We start from the raw sequence: 15,241 nt of genomic DNA, 5'->3' as shown, positions 1-15,241 counted from the left end.
GTGCCAGGAGGAAATTCGTGCCGACCTACCAGTACCAGTGCACCGAGTGCGGTGAGGGCCTTGAGGCCGTGCAGAAGTTCACCGATGACGCACTGACCGTGTGCCCGAGCTGCGACGGACGCCTGAAGAAGGTGTTCTCCGCGGTCGGCATCGTCTTCAAGGGCTCCGGTTTCTACCGGAACGACAGCCGTGGCGCGTCGTCGAGCAGCACCCCTGCCTCGAAGCCGTCGTCCAGCTCCTCGTCGTCCTCGACGTCGACCGCTGCCGCCGCTCCTGCCGCCTCGTCCTCCTCGACGTCGTCGAGCTCGTCGAGCAGCAGCTCCACGTCGGCCGCCTGATCGCCACTCTCCAAGGCCCCGCCGCCCTTACCGGCAGCGGGGCCTTCGGCATGCCCACGGCAGGGCCTTAGGGTGGACCGCATGGTGAACGCAGAGATCGGTGTCATCGGCGGCTCGGGCTTCTACTCCTTCCTGGAGGACGTCTCCGAGATCCAGGTGGAGACCCCGTACGGACCCCCGAGCGACTCCCTGTACGTGGGTGAGCTGGCCGGGCGCCAGGTGGCCTTCCTGCCCCGGCACGGACGCAGCCACACCGTCCCCCCGCACAAGATCAACTACCGGGCCAACCTGTGGGCCCTGCGCTCGGTCGGCGTCCGCCAGGTGCTGGGCCCGTGCGCGGTCGGCGGTCTGCGGGCCGAGTACGGGCCGGGCACGCTGCTCGTTCCCGACCAGCTCGTCGACCGTACGAAGGCCCGCGCCCAGACCTTCTTCGACGGTGAGCCCCTGCCGGACGGTTCCGTTCCGAACGTCGTGCACACCACCTTCGCCGACCCGTACTGCCCGGTGGGCCGGTCCGTGGCGCTGGCGGCGGCCCGCGGGCGGGACTGGGAGCCGGTGGACGGCGGCACCATGGTCGTCATCGAGGGACCGCGCTTCTCGACGCGCGCCGAGTCGCGGTGGCACGCGGCGGCGGGCTGGTCGGTGGTCGGCATGACCGGCCACCCGGAGGCGGTCCTCGCCCGTGAGCTGGGGCTCTGCTACACCTCGATGGCCCTGGTCACGGACCTGGACGCGGGTGCGGAGACCGGTGAGGGCGTCTCCCACACCGAGGTCCTGAAGGTGTTCGGCGAGAACGTCGGGCGGCTGCGCAAGGTCCTCTTCGACGCGGTGGCGGCCCTGCCGGCCACGGAGACCCGGGCCTGCCTGTGCACGCACGCGCACGACGGGTGGGACCTGGGCATCGAGCTCCCGTAACCCCCTCCGGGGCGTCCCTGGGGACGCGCCGGCCGGGTTGTCAGTGGCAGCCTCTAGCCTGCCGGCATGGGAAATCGGGGCGGGATGGCCGTGGCGCACGCCACGGTGGCGGAGCTGTGGGAGTTCGCGGCCGGGGTCGGGTGCGCGGACGTCGACGGCGACGAGGACCTGGGTGGTGGCTGGTCGGCCGTGTACTACGCCGACCAGCCGGACGGCGCCGCCGCGGCGCTGGCGCGGCGGACCGGGGCGCCGGTGCTCACGGTGGCCTACCTCGACAGCGATGTCGGCTTCGTCGAGGGCGCCACCTTCGCCGGGGGCCGCTTCAAGGCGCTGCTCAACCGGGAGACGGCCGAGGGCTACGAGATACCCGTCGACCGGTTCCCCGTCGAGGCGGCCCTGGCGGGCGCCCTCGACTGGGCGGCCGCGGGCGGACTGACCGCCGACCCGGAGGCTGTGCGGGCCGTCCTCACCGGCTCCGAGGTCTTCGCGGAGGACCTCGCGGGACGGCTCCTCGGCGCGCTCGGGATCTCGCCCGCGGCGCCCGGCGAAGAAGACGCCTAGAAAAAGGGCCCGGCGGCTGTCACATCCGGCGCGGCTGTCCGGTCCTCCCTGGTGAAGGCGGAAACGAAGACCGCCCCAGCCAGGGAGATGACTGTCATGCCGCGTATCTCGCTCACCCCGCCCCGCACCCTGCTCATGCGGATCGGGGCCTGGTACTCGCGCCGCACGTACGGCAAGGTGCTCGACCCCGGGCAGGCCTACGGGCACAACTCGCGCGTGCTCTTCTCCTACGTCCGGCTGGAGCGGAGCGTGGCGAAGTGGAATGCGCTCGACGCCGGGCTCAAGCACCTCGCCGTGATGGCGGCGGCGGCCCGTGTCAACTGCTCGTGGTGCATGGACTTCGGCTACTGGGAGGGCCACGAGCTGGGCCTGTCGGCCGAGAAGATCGAGCGGGTGCCGCAGTGGCGGGAGGCCCGTGAGGTGTTCACCGAGCTGGAACTGCTGGTCATGGAGTACGCCGAGGCCATGACGGAGACCGAGCCGGCGGTCACGGACGAGCTCGCACGGGAACTGATCGCGCGGCTCGGCGAGGCGGCCTTCGTCGAGCTCACCGCGATGGTCGCGCTGGAGAACTTCCGCTCGCGCGTCAACAGCGCCTTCGGCCTGACCAGTCAGGGCTTCGCGGAGGCCTGCCAGGTCCCGGCCCGGCGGTGACCTCGACAATGGCGGCGTGAACACCGACCTCCCTCTCGCCGACCCCACTCTCGCCGACCGCAGGGTCATCGTCGCCCTCGACTTCGACGACCGCCGGACCGCCGAGGCGCTCGTCGAGCGCCTCGGCGACGCGTGCGGCTTCTACAAGATCGGCCTGGAGCTGCTGACCGCCGCGGGCCCCGGACTCGCGCGGGACCTCGCCGGGCGGGGGCACGAGGTCTTCCTCGACCTGAAGCTCTTCGAGATCCCGAACTCCGTCGCCGGCGCGGTCCGGGCCGCGGGCGCGCTCGGCGCGTCCATCGTGACGGTGCACGCCATGGGCGGTACGGGGATCATGTCCGCGGCGGTGGAGGCGGCGCGGGAGTTCCCGCGGCTGCGGGTACTGGCGCTGACGGTGGTCACCAGCATGACCGGGAGCGACCTCGCGGACATCGGCGTGGCCGCGGACACCGAGGAGCAGGTGCTGCGGCTGGCCCGGCTGGCCGCGGGCGCGGGCTGTGACGGGGTCATCGCCTCGCCGCGGGAGGCCGGTGTGCTGCGTGAACTCCTGGGGCCGGACCGGCTGATCGTCACGCCGGGGGTGGTCCTGGAGCCGGAGGGGGCGACGGGCGGGCACGCCCGGCCGGGAACGCCGCGGGCCGCCTTCGCGGCCGGGGCCTCGCACGTCGTGGTGGGCCGGTCGGTCGCCCGGGCGGCGGACCCGGTGGCCGCGCTGCGGCGGGTGATTTCCTCCGCCGGCTGACTCGTGCGGGTGACGGGGTTGTCCACAAGCTGGGGATCGTCCACAGGCCGCGACGGGTTTTCCGGGGAGGCGGGATCGTGAGATGTGTCCGGGCGCCGGGTCCGGACACGGCAACTCACTCGGTCTGGTGGTGTTCGTCATGTCCCGTACGTCCGCGGCCTCTTCGGTCCGCTCCGCCTCCTCCGCCTCCTCTGCTCTCTCTGCTCTCTCCGCCTCCTCCGCTCCCTCCGCCCCATCCGCGCTCTCCGTCTCCTCCGCTCCCTCCGTCTCCTGCACCTCCTCCGCTTCCCGTTCCGCCCGCGCTACCGCCGCGTGCGCGACGTCCTCCGCGTGTCCCCCCGCGCGCCCGGTCCCGCCGTTCCCGCCGCTGCGCGTGGGGCGGGGCGGGGACCGGCTGCGCCGGGCCGTGCGACGGCGGCGCCGGGCCGCCTCGGCCGCGCTGGCCGTGGTGGCTGCGGCCGTGGCGGTGGGCGGGACGGAGGCTCAGGCCTCGCGGGGCGCCGCGCGGCCCGAGGTGCCGCGGGCCTCTCAGCGTGCGGCACCACCCGCCGCGGTGCGGATGGTGTCGGCGCCCGTGCGCATCGCGGACGCGGCGACGGTGCGGCTGCTGCGGCCCGGGGACCGGGTGGACGTGGTCGCGGCGGAGCGCACCGGGCCGCCCAGGGTGGTGGCCGCGGGGGTGCTGGTCGCCGAAGTTCCCGATCCGGACAAGGGTGTTGCGGACGGTGGGGCGCTGGTGGTGCTGTCCGTTCCGCGGGATGCCGCGCCGGGTCTCGTGGGCGCCGGCGCCACGACGCGGCTGGCGGTGACGTTGTGCTGATTCGCACACGCGGGCAGTCAATTCACCTCAAGGTGGGGGCCGATTGGACACGCCGCGCCCGCACTGCCGTAGCTTTCGGAACCGTTGGCTCCGTGTTAGGTAGATGTGAAGAGAGGCTCAGTGGTGAGCGAGAAGAAGCAGGGGAGCGTGCTGGCAGGCTTCAAGGCCTTCCTGATGCGCGGCAATGTGGTCGACCTGGCGGTGGCCGTGGTCATCGGCGCCGCGTTCACGAACATCGTGAACTCCGTGGTCAAGGGGATCATCAGCCCGGTGGTGGGCGCGGTCGGCACGAAGAGCCTGGACGGCTACAAGTCCTGCCTCAAGGCTCCTTGCGCCATCGGCGCGGACGGGCAGCCGACGGGTGTGGAGATCCTCTGGGGCTCGGTGCTGAACGCGACGCTGACCTTCGTCATCACCGCCGCGGTCGTGTACTTCCTGATGGTGCTGCCGATGTCGAAGTACCTCGCCAGGCAGGAGGCCCGGCGCAAGGCGAAGGAAGGTGTCCAGGAGGTCGTCGAGATCACCGAACTGGAGCTCCTGAAGGAGATCCGGGACGCGCTGGTCGCGCAGCGCGGTGGTGGCACGCCCCCCACCGGTTCACGCAACGGTTTCTGACCTCTCCGGCCGCCCGGGCCGGTCAGACGTGGTGCGGGGGCTTCTCGTCGAGGAAGCGGGCCAGGTCGGCCGCGCTTCCGCCGGCGGGCGGCCGCTCGCCCCAGCCGTGGTCGGTGTCGTCCGAGGACTGCTGGTCCAGCGGGTCGTCGAAGACCAGCCTGGGCTTGGGCCGCGGCTTGTCGGCCTCGGGGGCGGTACGTGAGGGCTGCGGGCCGGGGGCGGGGGTGTTGCTCATGCCTCCAGGGTACGGCCGCCCTCTCCCCCGCCCCGGCCCCCGGCCCGTCCCCGGCCCTGTCTCCCGGCCCGATCCGGCCGCCCGCCCCGGCTCCGGGGTGGGTGTCGGACCGCCGGCACACCGCCGGGCAGCCGGGACGGAGACCGGTGAGGCGCCGGTGACGGAGCCCGCCTCCGTACGCGACCGCCCAGGGGGCAGGGCCGCAGGCCGCGCCTCGCATCCGCCCGGGGCACACGGGCCCTGCGGGCCGCGCGTCCGCCCTGCCGGCGGTCCCCGCCTCTGGTCTCCTGGCCGGTATGGCCTACTCCCCCATGACCGCTCGCAGCCCCGACGAGCTCCACCGTGCCGCCACCCCGCTGGAGCTGTTCTTCGACCTCTGCTTCGTCGTCGCCATCGCCCAGGCCGGCGCCCGGCTGGTGCACTCGCTCGCGGAGGGCCATCCCGGCGCCGGGGTGGTCGGCTACTTCTTCGTCTTCTTCGGCGTGTGGTGGGCCTGGATGAACTTCACCTGGTTCGCCTCGGCGTACGACGTGGACGACGTCCCGTACCGGATCGCGACGCTCGTCCAGATCGCCGGTGTGCTCGTGTACGCGGCCGGGGTGAGCCGGGCCTTCGACGACAACGACTGGGCGGTCGCGGTCACCGGCTACATCATCATGCGCGTGGCCCTGACGGCGCAGTGGTTGCGGGCCGCCTCCGGGGAGCAGGGCGAGGCCCGGGCGTCGGCGCTCAAGTACGCGGCCGGGCTGGTGATCTGCCAGCTGGGCTGGATCGGCCTGCTGTTCGTCCCGGACGACCTGAAGCGCTGGCTGTTCCTCGTGCTGCTCATCGCCGAGCTGGGGGTTCCGGTGATCGCCGAGCGCGGGCACCAGACGCCCTGGCACGCGCACCACATCGTGGAGCGGTACGGCCTGTTCACCATCATCGTGCTCGGCGAGACGATCGCCGCGGCCACGGTGGCGGTCAAGTCCGCGATCGACGAGCACGAGGCGCTGGGCCGGCTGCTGCCCATCGCGGCGGGCGGACTGCTGATCGTCTTCGCCGCGTGGTGGATCTACTTCGCCGTGCCGATGCACCAGCACCTGAACTCCAACCGCGAGGCCATCCCTTGGGGTTACGGGCATCTGCTGATCTTCGCCTCGGGCGCGGCGATCGGCGCGGGGATCGAGGTCGCCGTCGAGCATGCGGTGGGCAAGGCGCACATCTCCCAGGTCGCCGCGAACGCCGCCGTCATGGTCCCGACCGCGCTGTTCCTGATGATGGTGTGGCTGCTGCACTCCCGGCACTTCAAGCGCGGCCTCGCCCAGCAGCTGGTCCTGCCGGTGTCCGCCCTCGTGACGCTCGCCTGCACCTGGTCGGGTACGTACGCCGTCCTCTGGGCGGGCCTCGTCGGGGTGCTGACGGTGGCGGTCGGTCTGACCCTGTCCACGCGGGCCGGTGCGGCCGCCGGCGCCGCCGCCTGACTCCCCCGGCCCGCGCCCGCCCCACGCGGCCCGTACCCGCACGCGTACCCGCACCCCGCCGAACCGTCACTCCCGTGCCCCCGCCACCGTTCTCCAGCGCAGAACGACGCGCACCGACTGGAGGCCCTGCCTTGACACTCCCGGCACAACGCCACGGCACCGACCCCGGCAGGGAGCTGGCCGAGCCAGGCTTCTGGCAGCAGCCCCCCGCCCACCGCCTCGCGGCCTTCGCCCGGCTGCGCGCGGCCGAGGGCCCGGTGTTCGTCCCCGAAGGGTCCGGGCGCGGCCACTGGGCCCTGGTCCGCCACGCCCAGGTGCAGGAGGCGAGCCGCCTCCCCAAGGTCTTCGCCAGTGCCCCCGGCGTGACCACCCCCGAGCCGGCCCGCTGGGTGCGGGCCCTGTTCGGGGACTCGATGGTCAATCTGGACGGCCCCGACCACGCCCAGCTGCGCAAGATCGTGCAGCGCGCCTTCACGCCCCGCCTGCTGGCGGCCGCGGAGGAGGACATCCACGCCGTGGCCGCCCGCATCGTGGACGACGTACTGGCCGAGCGGCCCGACGAGTTCGTCTCGGCCGTGGCCTCGCGGCTGCCCCTGGAGGTCATCTGCAACATGATGGGCATCCCCGAGCACTACCGGGCCGAGATCGCCGACCGCGTCAACCACGCCTCGGAGAACATCGGTGTGGAGCGGGGCCTGGCCTCCCGGCTGCGGATGCCGGGGCGCGGGCTGCGTGCGCTCGCCCGTATGCAGCGGATGGTGGCGGGCATCGGGCGGGAACGCCGCAAGCACCCCACCGACGACCTGATCTCGGCGCTGGTCTGCGCGAACGTCGACGGCCAGGCCCTCGGGGCCCGCCAGCTCGGCGCCTTCTTCTCCCTGCTGATGGTCGCCGGGGTGGAGACCACCCGGAACGCGATCACCCACGGGCTGTCCCTGCTGACCGACCATCCGGACCAGCGGGACCTGCTGCTCTCGGACTTCGAGAAGTACGCCGACGGGGCGGTGGACGAGATGATCCGGCACTCGACGCCCATCATCCAGTTCCGCCGGACCGTGGCCGCAGAGCACACCATGGACGGACACGTGTTCCGGCCGGGCGACAAGGTGGTCCTCTACTACGCCTCCGCCAACCGCGACGAGGCGGTCTTCCCCGACTCGGACGCCTTCGTCATCACCCGCTCGCCCAATCCGCACCTGGGGTTCGGCGGCGGCGGACCGCACTTCTGCCTGGGCGCGCACCTGGCCAGGGTGGAGATGAAGGCCCTCTTCCGTGAGCTGCTGACCCGGCCGGTGGGGCTGCGGGCGGTGGGCCTGCCGGACCTGGCGGGGTCGAACTTCGACAACCGGGTCCGCTCGCTGCGGTTCGCCTTCGAACAGCCCTGACCCCTGCCCAGGCCCCGGCCCCGGGTGGAGCGGGACCGGCCACCGGGCAGGCTGGGGGCCCGGCGGCCGGAGCGGGTGGTGGCGGCACCCGGCCTGTGGTGACCGCTGCTACCGCTGTACGCGCCGCACGGCGAGGACGCAATGGGCGCTGCTGGTGAGCACGGACTCGTCGCCCGCGAAGGCCTGCAGGGTCTCCGGTGCGACCGGCCGGCCCGGGACCGCCTCGGGCCAGGCACGGGTGGCGAACAGGAAGTACGCCTGCCCGCTCTCGTCCGCCGCGGCGACCCACTCGTCGGGGGCGGTGCAGCGCGCGTTCATCCCGGGCAGGGTGAGCGCGATCTGGTTGCCCTCCAGCAGGATCTGCACCGGGAAGGTGGCCGCCTTGAGGGTGCCGTCCATGACCACGTCGCCGATGGGCAGGCCGATCTCCTCCAGCAGCCCGCGGGCGGCCGCCTCGCCGGCCTCCCGGCCCTGCGGTCCGTCACCGAGGGTGTAGGCGAGGAGGTACGGGATGTCGTGCGCCTCTTCGGGGTCTCCGATCCAGGCGAGCACCGAAAGGGTGCCGAGCTGGGACCGGTCGATTTCGGCTTGAGTAGAAGTCATGCGCGCACCCTAGTGGTCTCTCCGCCGCGCCTTTCACGGCCCTTCACCCGGGCGGGCTAGACGGCCCAGAATCCCTCTCCGGAATTCGCCTGCGTGTTCGCGTCCTGGTACTGGAGCCGCACAATGTGCGCGCTTTCCGGGATTTCGAACACCACCCACCCCTCGGCCCGCTCACCGACCTCCAGGGAATCGAAGACGATCGGTTTGCCGGTCGTGAGTTCACCGGTCTTCACCACCGGGTGACGCTGCCCCGCGCTGTCGTGCGCCCACATGCGTCCGAGGGCCCCGTACGAGGCTCCCCCCACGTTGACGAAGGACATCGAGGCGGCCACCCAGCGCTTCCCGGCGGGCGGGGCGAAGTTCTTGTCCACGCTGATCGCCGGGTCCACGAACGCCCCGAGTTCGACCTGGAGGTGCCGGCCGACCTGCGTGCCGTGCACCCGTGCGGTGCCACCCACATGGGCGTCCTGCACACCGGGCCGTGCGGGGGCCTGCGCCGCGCCCGGCGCCCCGTCGTCCACCACGACCGCCGGAGCGGCGGCGGGCGCGAGCGCGTCCGGCTCCGGGGCGCTCTGGCAGGCGGTGGCACCGAACAGAAGGAGCGGGAGCAGGGCGAGGACGGGCAGGGGGAGGGCGGGCTGGCGCATGCAAGATCCCTTCGGGGACGTATTTCGGCCAGTTTCACGCGCCCGGGCAGGTAATTGCGCTCAACGACACGAGCGCACGGAGCAAGTGCGTACGCCCACCTGCCAGCACAATGCGTTCCGGTGGAATCCCGCCATCCGTAGCACCTGGAGGAAGAATGCCCATCCCCGCCCGCCGAATGGCCCTGACGGCCTTCTCCGCACTGGCCGCCACCACGCTATTCACCGCTCCGGCCGGCGCCACGGTTTTCAATCAAGGGATTTCCGTACATCGCGACGCCTACGTCGCGAAGGACGGCGCCGTCACCCTTTCCGGGATGTACCACTGCGAGCAGGCGTCACCCATGGGGGCGATGCAGATCAAGGCGACCGTCGAGCAGGAGGGCGGCGGCCGGCTGAGCATCGGCGCCGAGCAGATCGTCTGTGACGGCCAGGAGCGCCGCTGGGTGGCCGGCGCCCCGGGTGCCTTCGTGAACGTGCACCCGGGCCACGCGGTGGTCACCGCGGAGCTCCAGGAGGTCCGGCTCTCGGGCCTGATGCCGAGGTCGGTCACCACGGTCGCCCAGGACGCGCAGGACGTCGAGGTCCGCGAGCACTGAGCGGTGGGGCCCACGGCCCGCGACCGGGTCCGGGTCCGGGGCCGGGTCCGGGGCCACGACCGGAGCCGGGGCCGGTAGCCGCCGCTACCGGCAGTCGGGGGCGACGCCCGTCATCGACATGAAGGCCACCGACCGGCACGCGGGGTCCGCGTGCGGTCGCCCCGTCGCCCGGTCCACGACGGCCGACACCCCGGCCACCAGCAGGAGCACGGCCAGGGCGCCCGTCACGGCGGCCTTGTTCAGCCCGCGCACAACACGATCCGTTCCATGGCTCGCATCATCACCCCGCCCCCGGCGCCCCACAACCCGGGGTGACCGCCCGGTCACCCCACGCTCCGGGGGCTGCCGCCCGCGTCGAACTCGCACCACACCGCCTTGCCGTCGCCCCGGGACTCCACGCCCCAGTGCGTCGCCAGCGCGTCCACCAGCAGCAGCCCACGCCCCGTGGTGGCCGCCTCGCCCGGGGTGCGCCGGCGCGGCCACACGCTGGAGCGGTCCTTGACCCACAGCCGGATCCGCCGGACCGGCTCCGGCAGCACCTCCATCGTCAGCACCGCCCCGCCGTCGGTGTGCAGCAGGGCGTTGACCAGCAGCTCCCCGGCCGCCAGCTCCACGTCGTCGGCGAGCTCCGGCACGCCCCAGTCGCGCAGGGCCTGGCGCAGGGCGTAGCGGGCCTCCGAGAGGCCTTCCGGGTCGGCCTGGTGGACGTACTGGTGGATGCGCGGCGCCCGGTGGGTGCCCGGGTCGGGGGCCCGGCGCAGCACCAGCAGGGCCACGTCGTCCCCGGAGCCCCAGCGCTCCCAGAGCCGGTCGGAGAGGTGGTCGGCGAGCGCCCCGGCCCCCTGGGGGCCGCTGCGCACCGCCTGGGCGAGGGCGTCCATCCCGGCGGTGATGGTGGTGCCCGGCTCCTCCACCAGGCCGTCCGTGCACAGCACCATGGTCTCCCCGGGCACCAGGTCGAGCCGGGTCTCGGGGAACTCCTCGTGCTCGAAGAACGAGGCCAGCCCGAGCGGCAGGCCGCCGCGCACCTTGGGCCAGCCCGTACGCCCGTCCGTGTGCCGGATCAGCGGTCCGAGGTGCCCGGCCCGGACCGCCCGTACGCCGCCCGTCTCCAGGTCCACCTGCGCGTACATGCAGGTGGCGAAGCGCTCGGTGTCCAGCTCGGCGAGGAAGCGCGAGGCCCGGGCCAGCACGGTGGACGGCGGATGGCCCTCCCCCGCGTACGCCCGCAGCGCAATCCGCAGCTGGCCCATGATCGCCGCCGCGTGCGTGTCGTGGCCCTGGACGTCGCCCACCACGACGCCCACGCGGTCGCGGGGCAGCGAGATCACGTCGTACCAGTCCCCGCCGACCTCCCGCCCGCTCCAGGCGGCGTGGTAGCGGACCGCGATCTCCCCGCCGGTGATCTCCGGGATCCGGCGCGGCAGCATGGCGGCCTGCAGGCCGGTCGCGAACTCCCGTTCCTGGTCGAAGAGGAGCGCCCGCTGGAGCGACTGGGCCACGATGCCCGCCAGGCCCAGGCAGAGGTTGCGTTCCTCCGGGCTGAACTCGGTGCGCCGCCGGTAGAAGAGGACCAGCCCGCCGATGGCCTTGGCCTGCGCGATCAGCGGCAGGTAGGCGGCGGCGTCGAACCGGATCCGGTTCAGGTAGTCCGCGAGGAGCGGGAACTCCCCGCCGAGCTCGGTGAGCGAGGTGACGAAACGTGCCTGCCGGGTGAGCACCGCGCGCGACAGCGGCAGCGAACCGTCCAGCCGGGTGAACCGGCGCTCGCTGAGGATCTCCAGGGACTCCCCGCTCAGCGCGATGATCTTGATGGTGCCGCCCTCGACGAGCCCCAGGGCCAGCCCGTCCGCACCGAGCCGTTCCAGCGCGCCCGCCCCGGTCAGCGCGGCCGTGACGTCGTCGACCGTCACCGCCCGCGACAGGGCCTCCGTGGTCCGCTGCACGATCGTCGTCTGCTGGGCGCGCGCCGCCTCCAGCTTGCGCAGCAGCGTCGCGTGGGCCAGCTCGGCGGTCGCGTCCCGGACGATCCCCACGATCCGCTCGGGCTGCCCGTCGCCGTCCCGCAGCACCCGGCCCGAGGTGTGCGTCCACTGGTCTCGGCCGTCGCGCCGGTTCACCATGAAGTACGCGCCGTACGTGTCCCCGCCGTCCGCCAGGACACCTTCGATGATCTCGGTCAGCCGGATCCCGTCCTCGTGCGGGATGCGCCGTCCGACGCCGGGAACGGTGCCGTCGAACTCCTCCGGCCCGAGGTCGAAGACCTCCATCGCGGCCTCGTCCAGCACCACCGTCCCGGCACCCAGGTCCCATTCGAGACTGCCCATGCCGTTGAGCGCGAACCGCTCCCCGGGCACGGTCACGGGGGACCGCCGGACCTGCTCGGGTCCGTCCCGTTCCGCCGCTGCCACGTTCCACACCACCTAACGGCCGGGCCAGCACGGCTGGGAGATCAGCCGCTCCCACTCCTCGTCAGGATGCCCCGGAAGGGTGCGCCCGGCCTCCTTCCAGCGCTTGACCACGGAGAGGTAGATCGTGGGCTGGTCGGCGTGGGAGGCCGTCGCGTACGGACCCGCGTACGGGCCCGCGTACGGCCCCGGGTACGCGGTGCGGTCGTACCCGCCGGCCCTGGCCCGACCGGCGGGCTGTTCCCCGCGGCTGGCGGGAATGCGTACCCAGCCTCGGCCCTGCGCTCGCTCCGAGCTCATCACGGACCCCTTCTCTCCGCGGATCTCACCGCAGATACGTCTTCGGATGCCCTGGGGGTACCCCCGGAACGTGCCCGGGGGAAACAGCCCGGCCCGGCCGGGCGACACCGGGGGAACCCGGCCGCGGACCCCGGGCACCGAGGCGCTTGCGGACTCCTCTCACCAGTCTCCCCGCCGTGAAGCCCGCGCCGTGCACGAATCGCATGGAAGGGCCGAATGAGGGAGCCGTCAGCAGCCCCGCGAAGAACAGCCCGGGCCACGAGGACTCGAACCCGGGGCTCAGCTCCGGCGCCCCGCTCTCCCCCACGGTCTCCAGCGCCGCCCGCAGCCCCGCGTCGAGCAGCTCCAACCGGGCCAGCTCCGGGACGAAGCCGGTGGCCGCGATGACGTGCGCGGTGTCCAGCACCACGGACTCCCCCGCCCGGTTGGTCAGCCCGAGCCGGGTCCGCTCGCCCACCGCCACCGCCCGGTGCAGCCGGTGTCCGAGCAGGACGGGGACGCGCCGCTCGAAGCGGTCCCGCAGCCACCAGGCACCGGCCGGGCCCAGCGCCGTCGCCGCGATCCGCTCCCGGGTGGGCGCGGGCAGCCGGCGCACCGCCCAGGGCAGCTCCGACCACGCCCAGCTGCGCCAGCCGGTGCCGAGGCCGCTGTGCGGATCCCGCAGGGCGCGCAGCGGGGGCCGGTCCAGGGGTTGCGGGACGGTGTTCCAGTTCAGCCGGGAGCGCCGGGCGACCAGGCAGGGCCGGGCGCCCTGCTCGGCCAGCAGCGCGGCGGTCTCCAGGGCCGCCTGCCCGGCCCCGAGCACGGCGACCTCGCGGCCCGCGAAGCGGCTCAGGTCCCGGTGGCCGCTGCTGTGCGAGTAATGCGCGGGCGGGAGCGCCCGCAGCGCCTCGGGGTGGCGGACGAAGGGCATCACCCCGACCGCGAGGGCCACCGTACGGGCGAGCAGGGGCGGTCCCTCGGCGGTGCGGACGCGGAAGCCGTCGCCCTGCGGGGTCACCTCCAGGACGGTCACCTCCTCCACCTCGGGCGCGGCCTGCCGGGCGAACCACATCCCGTACGCGCTGAACGTGCCGATCGGCAGCGGAGTGCCGTGTTCCGCGGCCATCCCGAGCGTCGCGCAGTAATCGGCCAGGGTGTACCGCCCGTCCGGCGCGGACAGGTTGGACGACCAGGGCTCCGACTTCAGGTACATGCCGTCGGGCATGTGGTCGCGCCACGAGGCCATGGGCCGCCCCAGCAGCCGTACGCCGAGCCCCGCGGCCGCCGCGTGGGCGGCGATCGACAGCCCGTACGGGCCCGCACCGATCACCACGAGATCGTCGATCCGCGTCAACGCCGCTCCTCCAGCTCGATGGTCACCGGCCCGGCCCGGTCGGCCGCGCCGGTCCGGGTCAACGGGTCAGCAGCTCGTCCGGCTCGGCCGAGGCCTCGGGCGGAACGGGACGGGAGGCCGGCGCGGCGGATCCCGCGCCGACGTCGGCGCCACCGGATCCGGCGGGCTCCTGGTTCCGGCCGCGCTGCCGGGGCGCGCGGACGACCGCGAGCGCCGTGCGGCGGCCCTGCTCCGGAACCCCGCGCAGCGCCCGTACACCCTTCCCCGCGCCCCTCCCCAGCAGGGCGCCGAGCATCGCCAGGAACGGCAGCAGGTCGTCGGCGGCGAACCAGGCCGTCTCGACGCGCCCCCGCTCGGCGGACCGCTTGGGGGCCCGCTTCGGGGCCGGCCCCTGGTCCCCGCCCGGTCCCGAGGACATGGACGCCCCCGCCGGCCCGGGTGGGTCCGCGGGTACCGCCGCCGGGCGGCGCGGCATCGACCCGCCCCGGATCCTCGCCAGCAGCGCGTAGTTCTCCGCGACGAACACCCGGCCCGGTCCGCCCGAAGGCTGCGGGACCTGCTGGCCCGTCAGGTCCAGGTACATCGCCTGTACGACGTCCAGCCCGGCCGAGTCGGCGAACAGCCGGAACTGCGCGCCCGGCCGCGGATTGAAGTCCACCAGCCGGAAGCAGCCCAGCTCGTCGCGGCGGAAGTCCAGGTCCAGGATCCCCTGGTAGCCCAGCCGTTCGGCGAGCCGCAGCCCCGCCTCCTCCACCGCCGGATCCGGCAGCCAGCGCCCCACGGCCGTCAGCCCCGTCCGCACCGGCCAGGACAGCTCCTTGCGGCCCGAGCCCGCGAGCAACGGACGCCCGCCCCGCGCGAAGGCGCCGTGGAAGAACCAGTCCGTGTCCGGACCGGCCGGCAGGAACCGCTGGAGCAGCAGCCTGCTCCCGGCCTCGGCGGAGCGCTCGTAGAGCCGGCGGGCCTCGGCGGTGGTGTGCACGAGCATGGTGCTGCGCAGCCCGTCGGCCCCGGCGGGCAGCAGCCAGGGCCGGCTCCACTTGGCGACCACCGGCAGGCCGAGCCGCCAGGCCGCCTCGGCCGCCTCGGCCCCGCTCGCCGGGATCACGGTCTCCGGGTGCGGGACGTCCCACCGCGCGCAGAGCCGCGACAGCTCGGCCTTGTCGGCCACCCGGGCGGGCAGGTTGTCGGGCTGATGGGGAATCCGGAAACGCTCCCTGAGCATCGGCGCGACCCGGGACACGGCGATCGCGCTCAGGTCGTCCATGGCGATGAGCACGGCCGGGCGGCCGATCCGCTCCGACACCCCGGTCAGGCACTCCAGCAGCGCCTCGGGCGCCTCGGGGTCCAGCCCGCCCGATGGCCCGGGATGCACGGCGCGCAGATAACGCGAACGCCCCATGGGACCTCCCCCGGCCTCGACGACGGCATGGACCTCCACGCCCTTGCGGCCAAGGGATCTGACGGCACCGAGGGTTCCGTGGTGGAACGGATTGCGGTCGAGTCTGAGCACAACGGCGGGCACATGGTTGAGATACGCGTGCATGGCAACGGTGTCTTTCACCTAGTCGGACCAAGCGGGAGTGGTGCGCACCTGCTAATGGCCTACGCGGCAGTCACCGG

Annotated in this window: 18 protein-coding genes; 10 read left to right on the top strand and 8 right to left on the bottom strand. The window is 73.6% G+C overall.

Going from position 1 to position 15,241, the window contains the following annotated elements; translation table 11 throughout:
* Positions 1-17 precede the first annotated feature (17 nt).
* The 7 genes from KO717_RS21530 (at position 18) to mscL (ending at position 4,645) form a co-directional block, all read left to right on the top strand.
* Complete coding sequence (locus tag KO717_RS21530) at positions 18-338, top strand: FmdB family zinc ribbon protein (protein ID WP_189735399.1); 321 nt, start codon at positions 18-20, stop codon at positions 336-338.
* An 81-nt stretch (positions 339-419) separates the two neighbouring features.
* Positions 420-1,253 (top strand): S-methyl-5'-thioadenosine phosphorylase, encoded by an 834-nt coding sequence (locus KO717_RS21525; RefSeq protein ID WP_301370373.1) that lies wholly within the window; start codon positions 420-422, stop codon positions 1,251-1,253.
* A gap of 66 nt (positions 1,254-1,319) precedes the next feature.
* The gene (locus KO717_RS21520) at positions 1,320-1,814 is read left to right on the top strand and encodes a hypothetical protein (protein WP_301370370.1); all 495 of its coding nucleotides are present in this window, start codon (positions 1,320-1,322) and stop codon (positions 1,812-1,814) included.
* Between the two features lie 96 nt (positions 1,815-1,910).
* Positions 1,911-2,468 (top strand): carboxymuconolactone decarboxylase family protein, encoded by a 558-nt coding sequence (locus tag KO717_RS21515; protein ID WP_301370368.1) that lies wholly within the window; start codon positions 1,911-1,913, stop codon positions 2,466-2,468.
* Between the two features lie 16 nt (positions 2,469-2,484).
* The gene (pyrF, locus tag KO717_RS21510) at positions 2,485-3,210 is read left to right on the top strand and encodes an orotidine-5'-phosphate decarboxylase (protein ID WP_301370366.1); all 726 of its coding nucleotides are present in this window, start codon (positions 2,485-2,487) and stop codon (positions 3,208-3,210) included.
* A 139-nt stretch (positions 3,211-3,349) separates the two neighbouring features.
* Entirely contained in the window at positions 3,350-4,030 is a 681-nt protein-coding gene (locus KO717_RS21505) for a hypothetical protein (RefSeq protein ID WP_367401536.1), read from the top strand.
* A gap of 123 nt (positions 4,031-4,153) precedes the next feature.
* Positions 4,154-4,645 (top strand): large conductance mechanosensitive channel protein MscL, encoded by a 492-nt coding sequence (gene mscL, locus KO717_RS21500; protein ID WP_301370364.1) that lies wholly within the window; start codon positions 4,154-4,156, stop codon positions 4,643-4,645.
* A gap of 22 nt (positions 4,646-4,667) precedes the next feature.
* Here mscL and KO717_RS21495 read toward each other — a convergent pair whose 3' ends face one another.
* Positions 4,668-4,880 (bottom strand): hypothetical protein, encoded by a 213-nt coding sequence (locus KO717_RS21495; RefSeq protein WP_301370362.1) that lies wholly within the window; start codon positions 4,878-4,880, stop codon positions 4,668-4,670.
* A 311-nt stretch (positions 4,881-5,191) separates the two neighbouring features.
* Here KO717_RS21495 and KO717_RS21490 point away from each other — a divergent pair, with 311 nt between their 5' ends.
* Both KO717_RS21490 and KO717_RS21485 read left to right on the top strand, forming a co-directional pair.
* On the top strand, positions 5,192-6,343 hold the full coding sequence (locus tag KO717_RS21490; RefSeq protein WP_437184545.1) for a low temperature requirement protein A: 1,152 nt from the start codon (positions 5,192-5,194) through the stop codon (positions 6,341-6,343).
* Positions 6,344-6,474: 131 nt separating this feature from the next.
* Complete coding sequence (locus tag KO717_RS21485; RefSeq protein WP_301370358.1) at positions 6,475-7,728, top strand: cytochrome P450; 1,254 nt, start codon at positions 6,475-6,477, stop codon at positions 7,726-7,728.
* A gap of 108 nt (positions 7,729-7,836) precedes the next feature.
* On the opposite strand, the gene KO717_RS21480 is transcribed toward KO717_RS21485, so the two are convergent.
* Both KO717_RS21480 and KO717_RS21475 read right to left on the bottom strand, forming a co-directional pair.
* Positions 7,837-8,331: a DUF5949 family protein gene (locus KO717_RS21480; protein ID WP_052872786.1), complete on the bottom strand. Its 495-nt coding sequence runs from the start codon at positions 8,329-8,331 to the stop codon at positions 7,837-7,839.
* A 56-nt stretch (positions 8,332-8,387) separates the two neighbouring features.
* Positions 8,388-8,978, bottom strand: coding sequence for a hypothetical protein (locus tag KO717_RS21475; RefSeq protein WP_301370354.1), 591 nt, complete (start codon positions 8,976-8,978; stop codon positions 8,388-8,390).
* Positions 8,979-9,133: 155 nt separating this feature from the next.
* Between KO717_RS21475 and KO717_RS21470 the strand changes: the two genes are divergently transcribed.
* Entirely contained in the window at positions 9,134-9,574 is a 441-nt protein-coding gene (locus KO717_RS21470) for a DUF6299 family protein (protein WP_301370353.1), read from the top strand.
* Positions 9,575-9,658: 84 nt separating this feature from the next.
* Here KO717_RS21470 and KO717_RS21465 read toward each other — a convergent pair whose 3' ends face one another.
* The 5 genes from KO717_RS21465 to KO717_RS21445 form a co-directional block, all read right to left on the bottom strand.
* Complete coding sequence (locus KO717_RS21465; RefSeq protein WP_301370349.1) at positions 9,659-9,826, bottom strand: hypothetical protein; 168 nt, start codon at positions 9,824-9,826, stop codon at positions 9,659-9,661.
* 71 nt (positions 9,827-9,897) lie between these two features.
* The gene (locus tag KO717_RS21460) at positions 9,898-11,985 is read right to left on the bottom strand and encodes a SpoIIE family protein phosphatase (protein ID WP_437184544.1); all 2,088 of its coding nucleotides are present in this window, start codon (positions 11,983-11,985) and stop codon (positions 9,898-9,900) included.
* A gap of 12 nt (positions 11,986-11,997) precedes the next feature.
* Positions 11,998-12,282 carry a hypothetical protein gene (locus KO717_RS21455; RefSeq protein WP_301370347.1) on the bottom strand — a complete coding sequence of 95 codons (285 nt, stop codon included), beginning with the start codon at positions 12,280-12,282 and terminating at the stop codon, positions 11,998-12,000.
* A 25-nt stretch (positions 12,283-12,307) separates the two neighbouring features.
* Entirely contained in the window at positions 12,308-13,609 is a 1,302-nt protein-coding gene (locus KO717_RS21450) for an NAD(P)-binding domain-containing protein (RefSeq protein ID WP_301374647.1), read from the bottom strand.
* 67 nt (positions 13,610-13,676) lie between these two features.
* Entirely contained in the window at positions 13,677-15,020 is a 1,344-nt protein-coding gene (locus KO717_RS21445; RefSeq protein WP_437184543.1) for an ATP-grasp domain-containing protein, read from the bottom strand.
* Positions 15,021-15,241 lie beyond the last annotated feature (221 nt).

Origin of the sequence: Streptomyces xanthophaeus, from assembly GCF_030440515.1 — a bacterium.
Taxonomy (GTDB): domain Bacteria; phylum Actinomycetota; class Actinomycetes; order Streptomycetales; family Streptomycetaceae; genus Streptomyces; species Streptomyces kutzneri.
The sequence above is the reverse complement of the archived record's forward strand: the minus strand, read 5'-3'. Positions and strand labels throughout refer to the sequence as shown.

Coding starts and splice junctions, on each gene's coding strand:
- KO717_RS21525 (WP_301370373.1), top strand. CDS start 420: ATGGTGAACGCAGAGATCGGTGTCATCGGCGGCTCGGGCTTCTACTCC.
- KO717_RS21520 (WP_301370370.1), top strand. CDS start 1,320: ATGGGAAATCGGGGCGGGATGGCCGTGGCGCACGCCACGGTGGCGGAG.
- KO717_RS21515 (WP_301370368.1), top strand. CDS start 1,911: ATGCCGCGTATCTCGCTCACCCCGCCCCGCACCCTGCTCATGCGGATC.
- KO717_RS21505 (WP_367401536.1), top strand. CDS start 3,350: ATGTCCCGTACGTCCGCGGCCTCTTCGGTCCGCTCCGCCTCCTCCGCC.
- KO717_RS21495 (WP_301370362.1), bottom strand. CDS start 4,880: ATGAGCAACACCCCCGCCCCCGGCCCGCAGCCCTCACGTACCGCCCCC.
- KO717_RS21490 (WP_437184545.1), top strand. CDS start 5,192: ATGACCGCTCGCAGCCCCGACGAGCTCCACCGTGCCGCCACCCCGCTG.
- KO717_RS21480 (WP_052872786.1), bottom strand. CDS start 8,331: ATGACTTCTACTCAAGCCGAAATCGACCGGTCCCAGCTCGGCACCCTT.
- KO717_RS21475 (WP_301370354.1), bottom strand. CDS start 8,978: ATGCGCCAGCCCGCCCTCCCCCTGCCCGTCCTCGCCCTGCTCCCGCTC.
- KO717_RS21470 (WP_301370353.1), top strand. CDS start 9,134: ATGCCCATCCCCGCCCGCCGAATGGCCCTGACGGCCTTCTCCGCACTG.
- KO717_RS21455 (WP_301370347.1), bottom strand. CDS start 12,282: ATGAGCTCGGAGCGAGCGCAGGGCCGAGGCTGGGTACGCATTCCCGCC.
- KO717_RS21445 (WP_437184543.1), bottom strand. CDS start 15,020: ATGGGGCGTTCGCGTTATCTGCGCGCCGTGCATCCCGGGCCATCGGGC.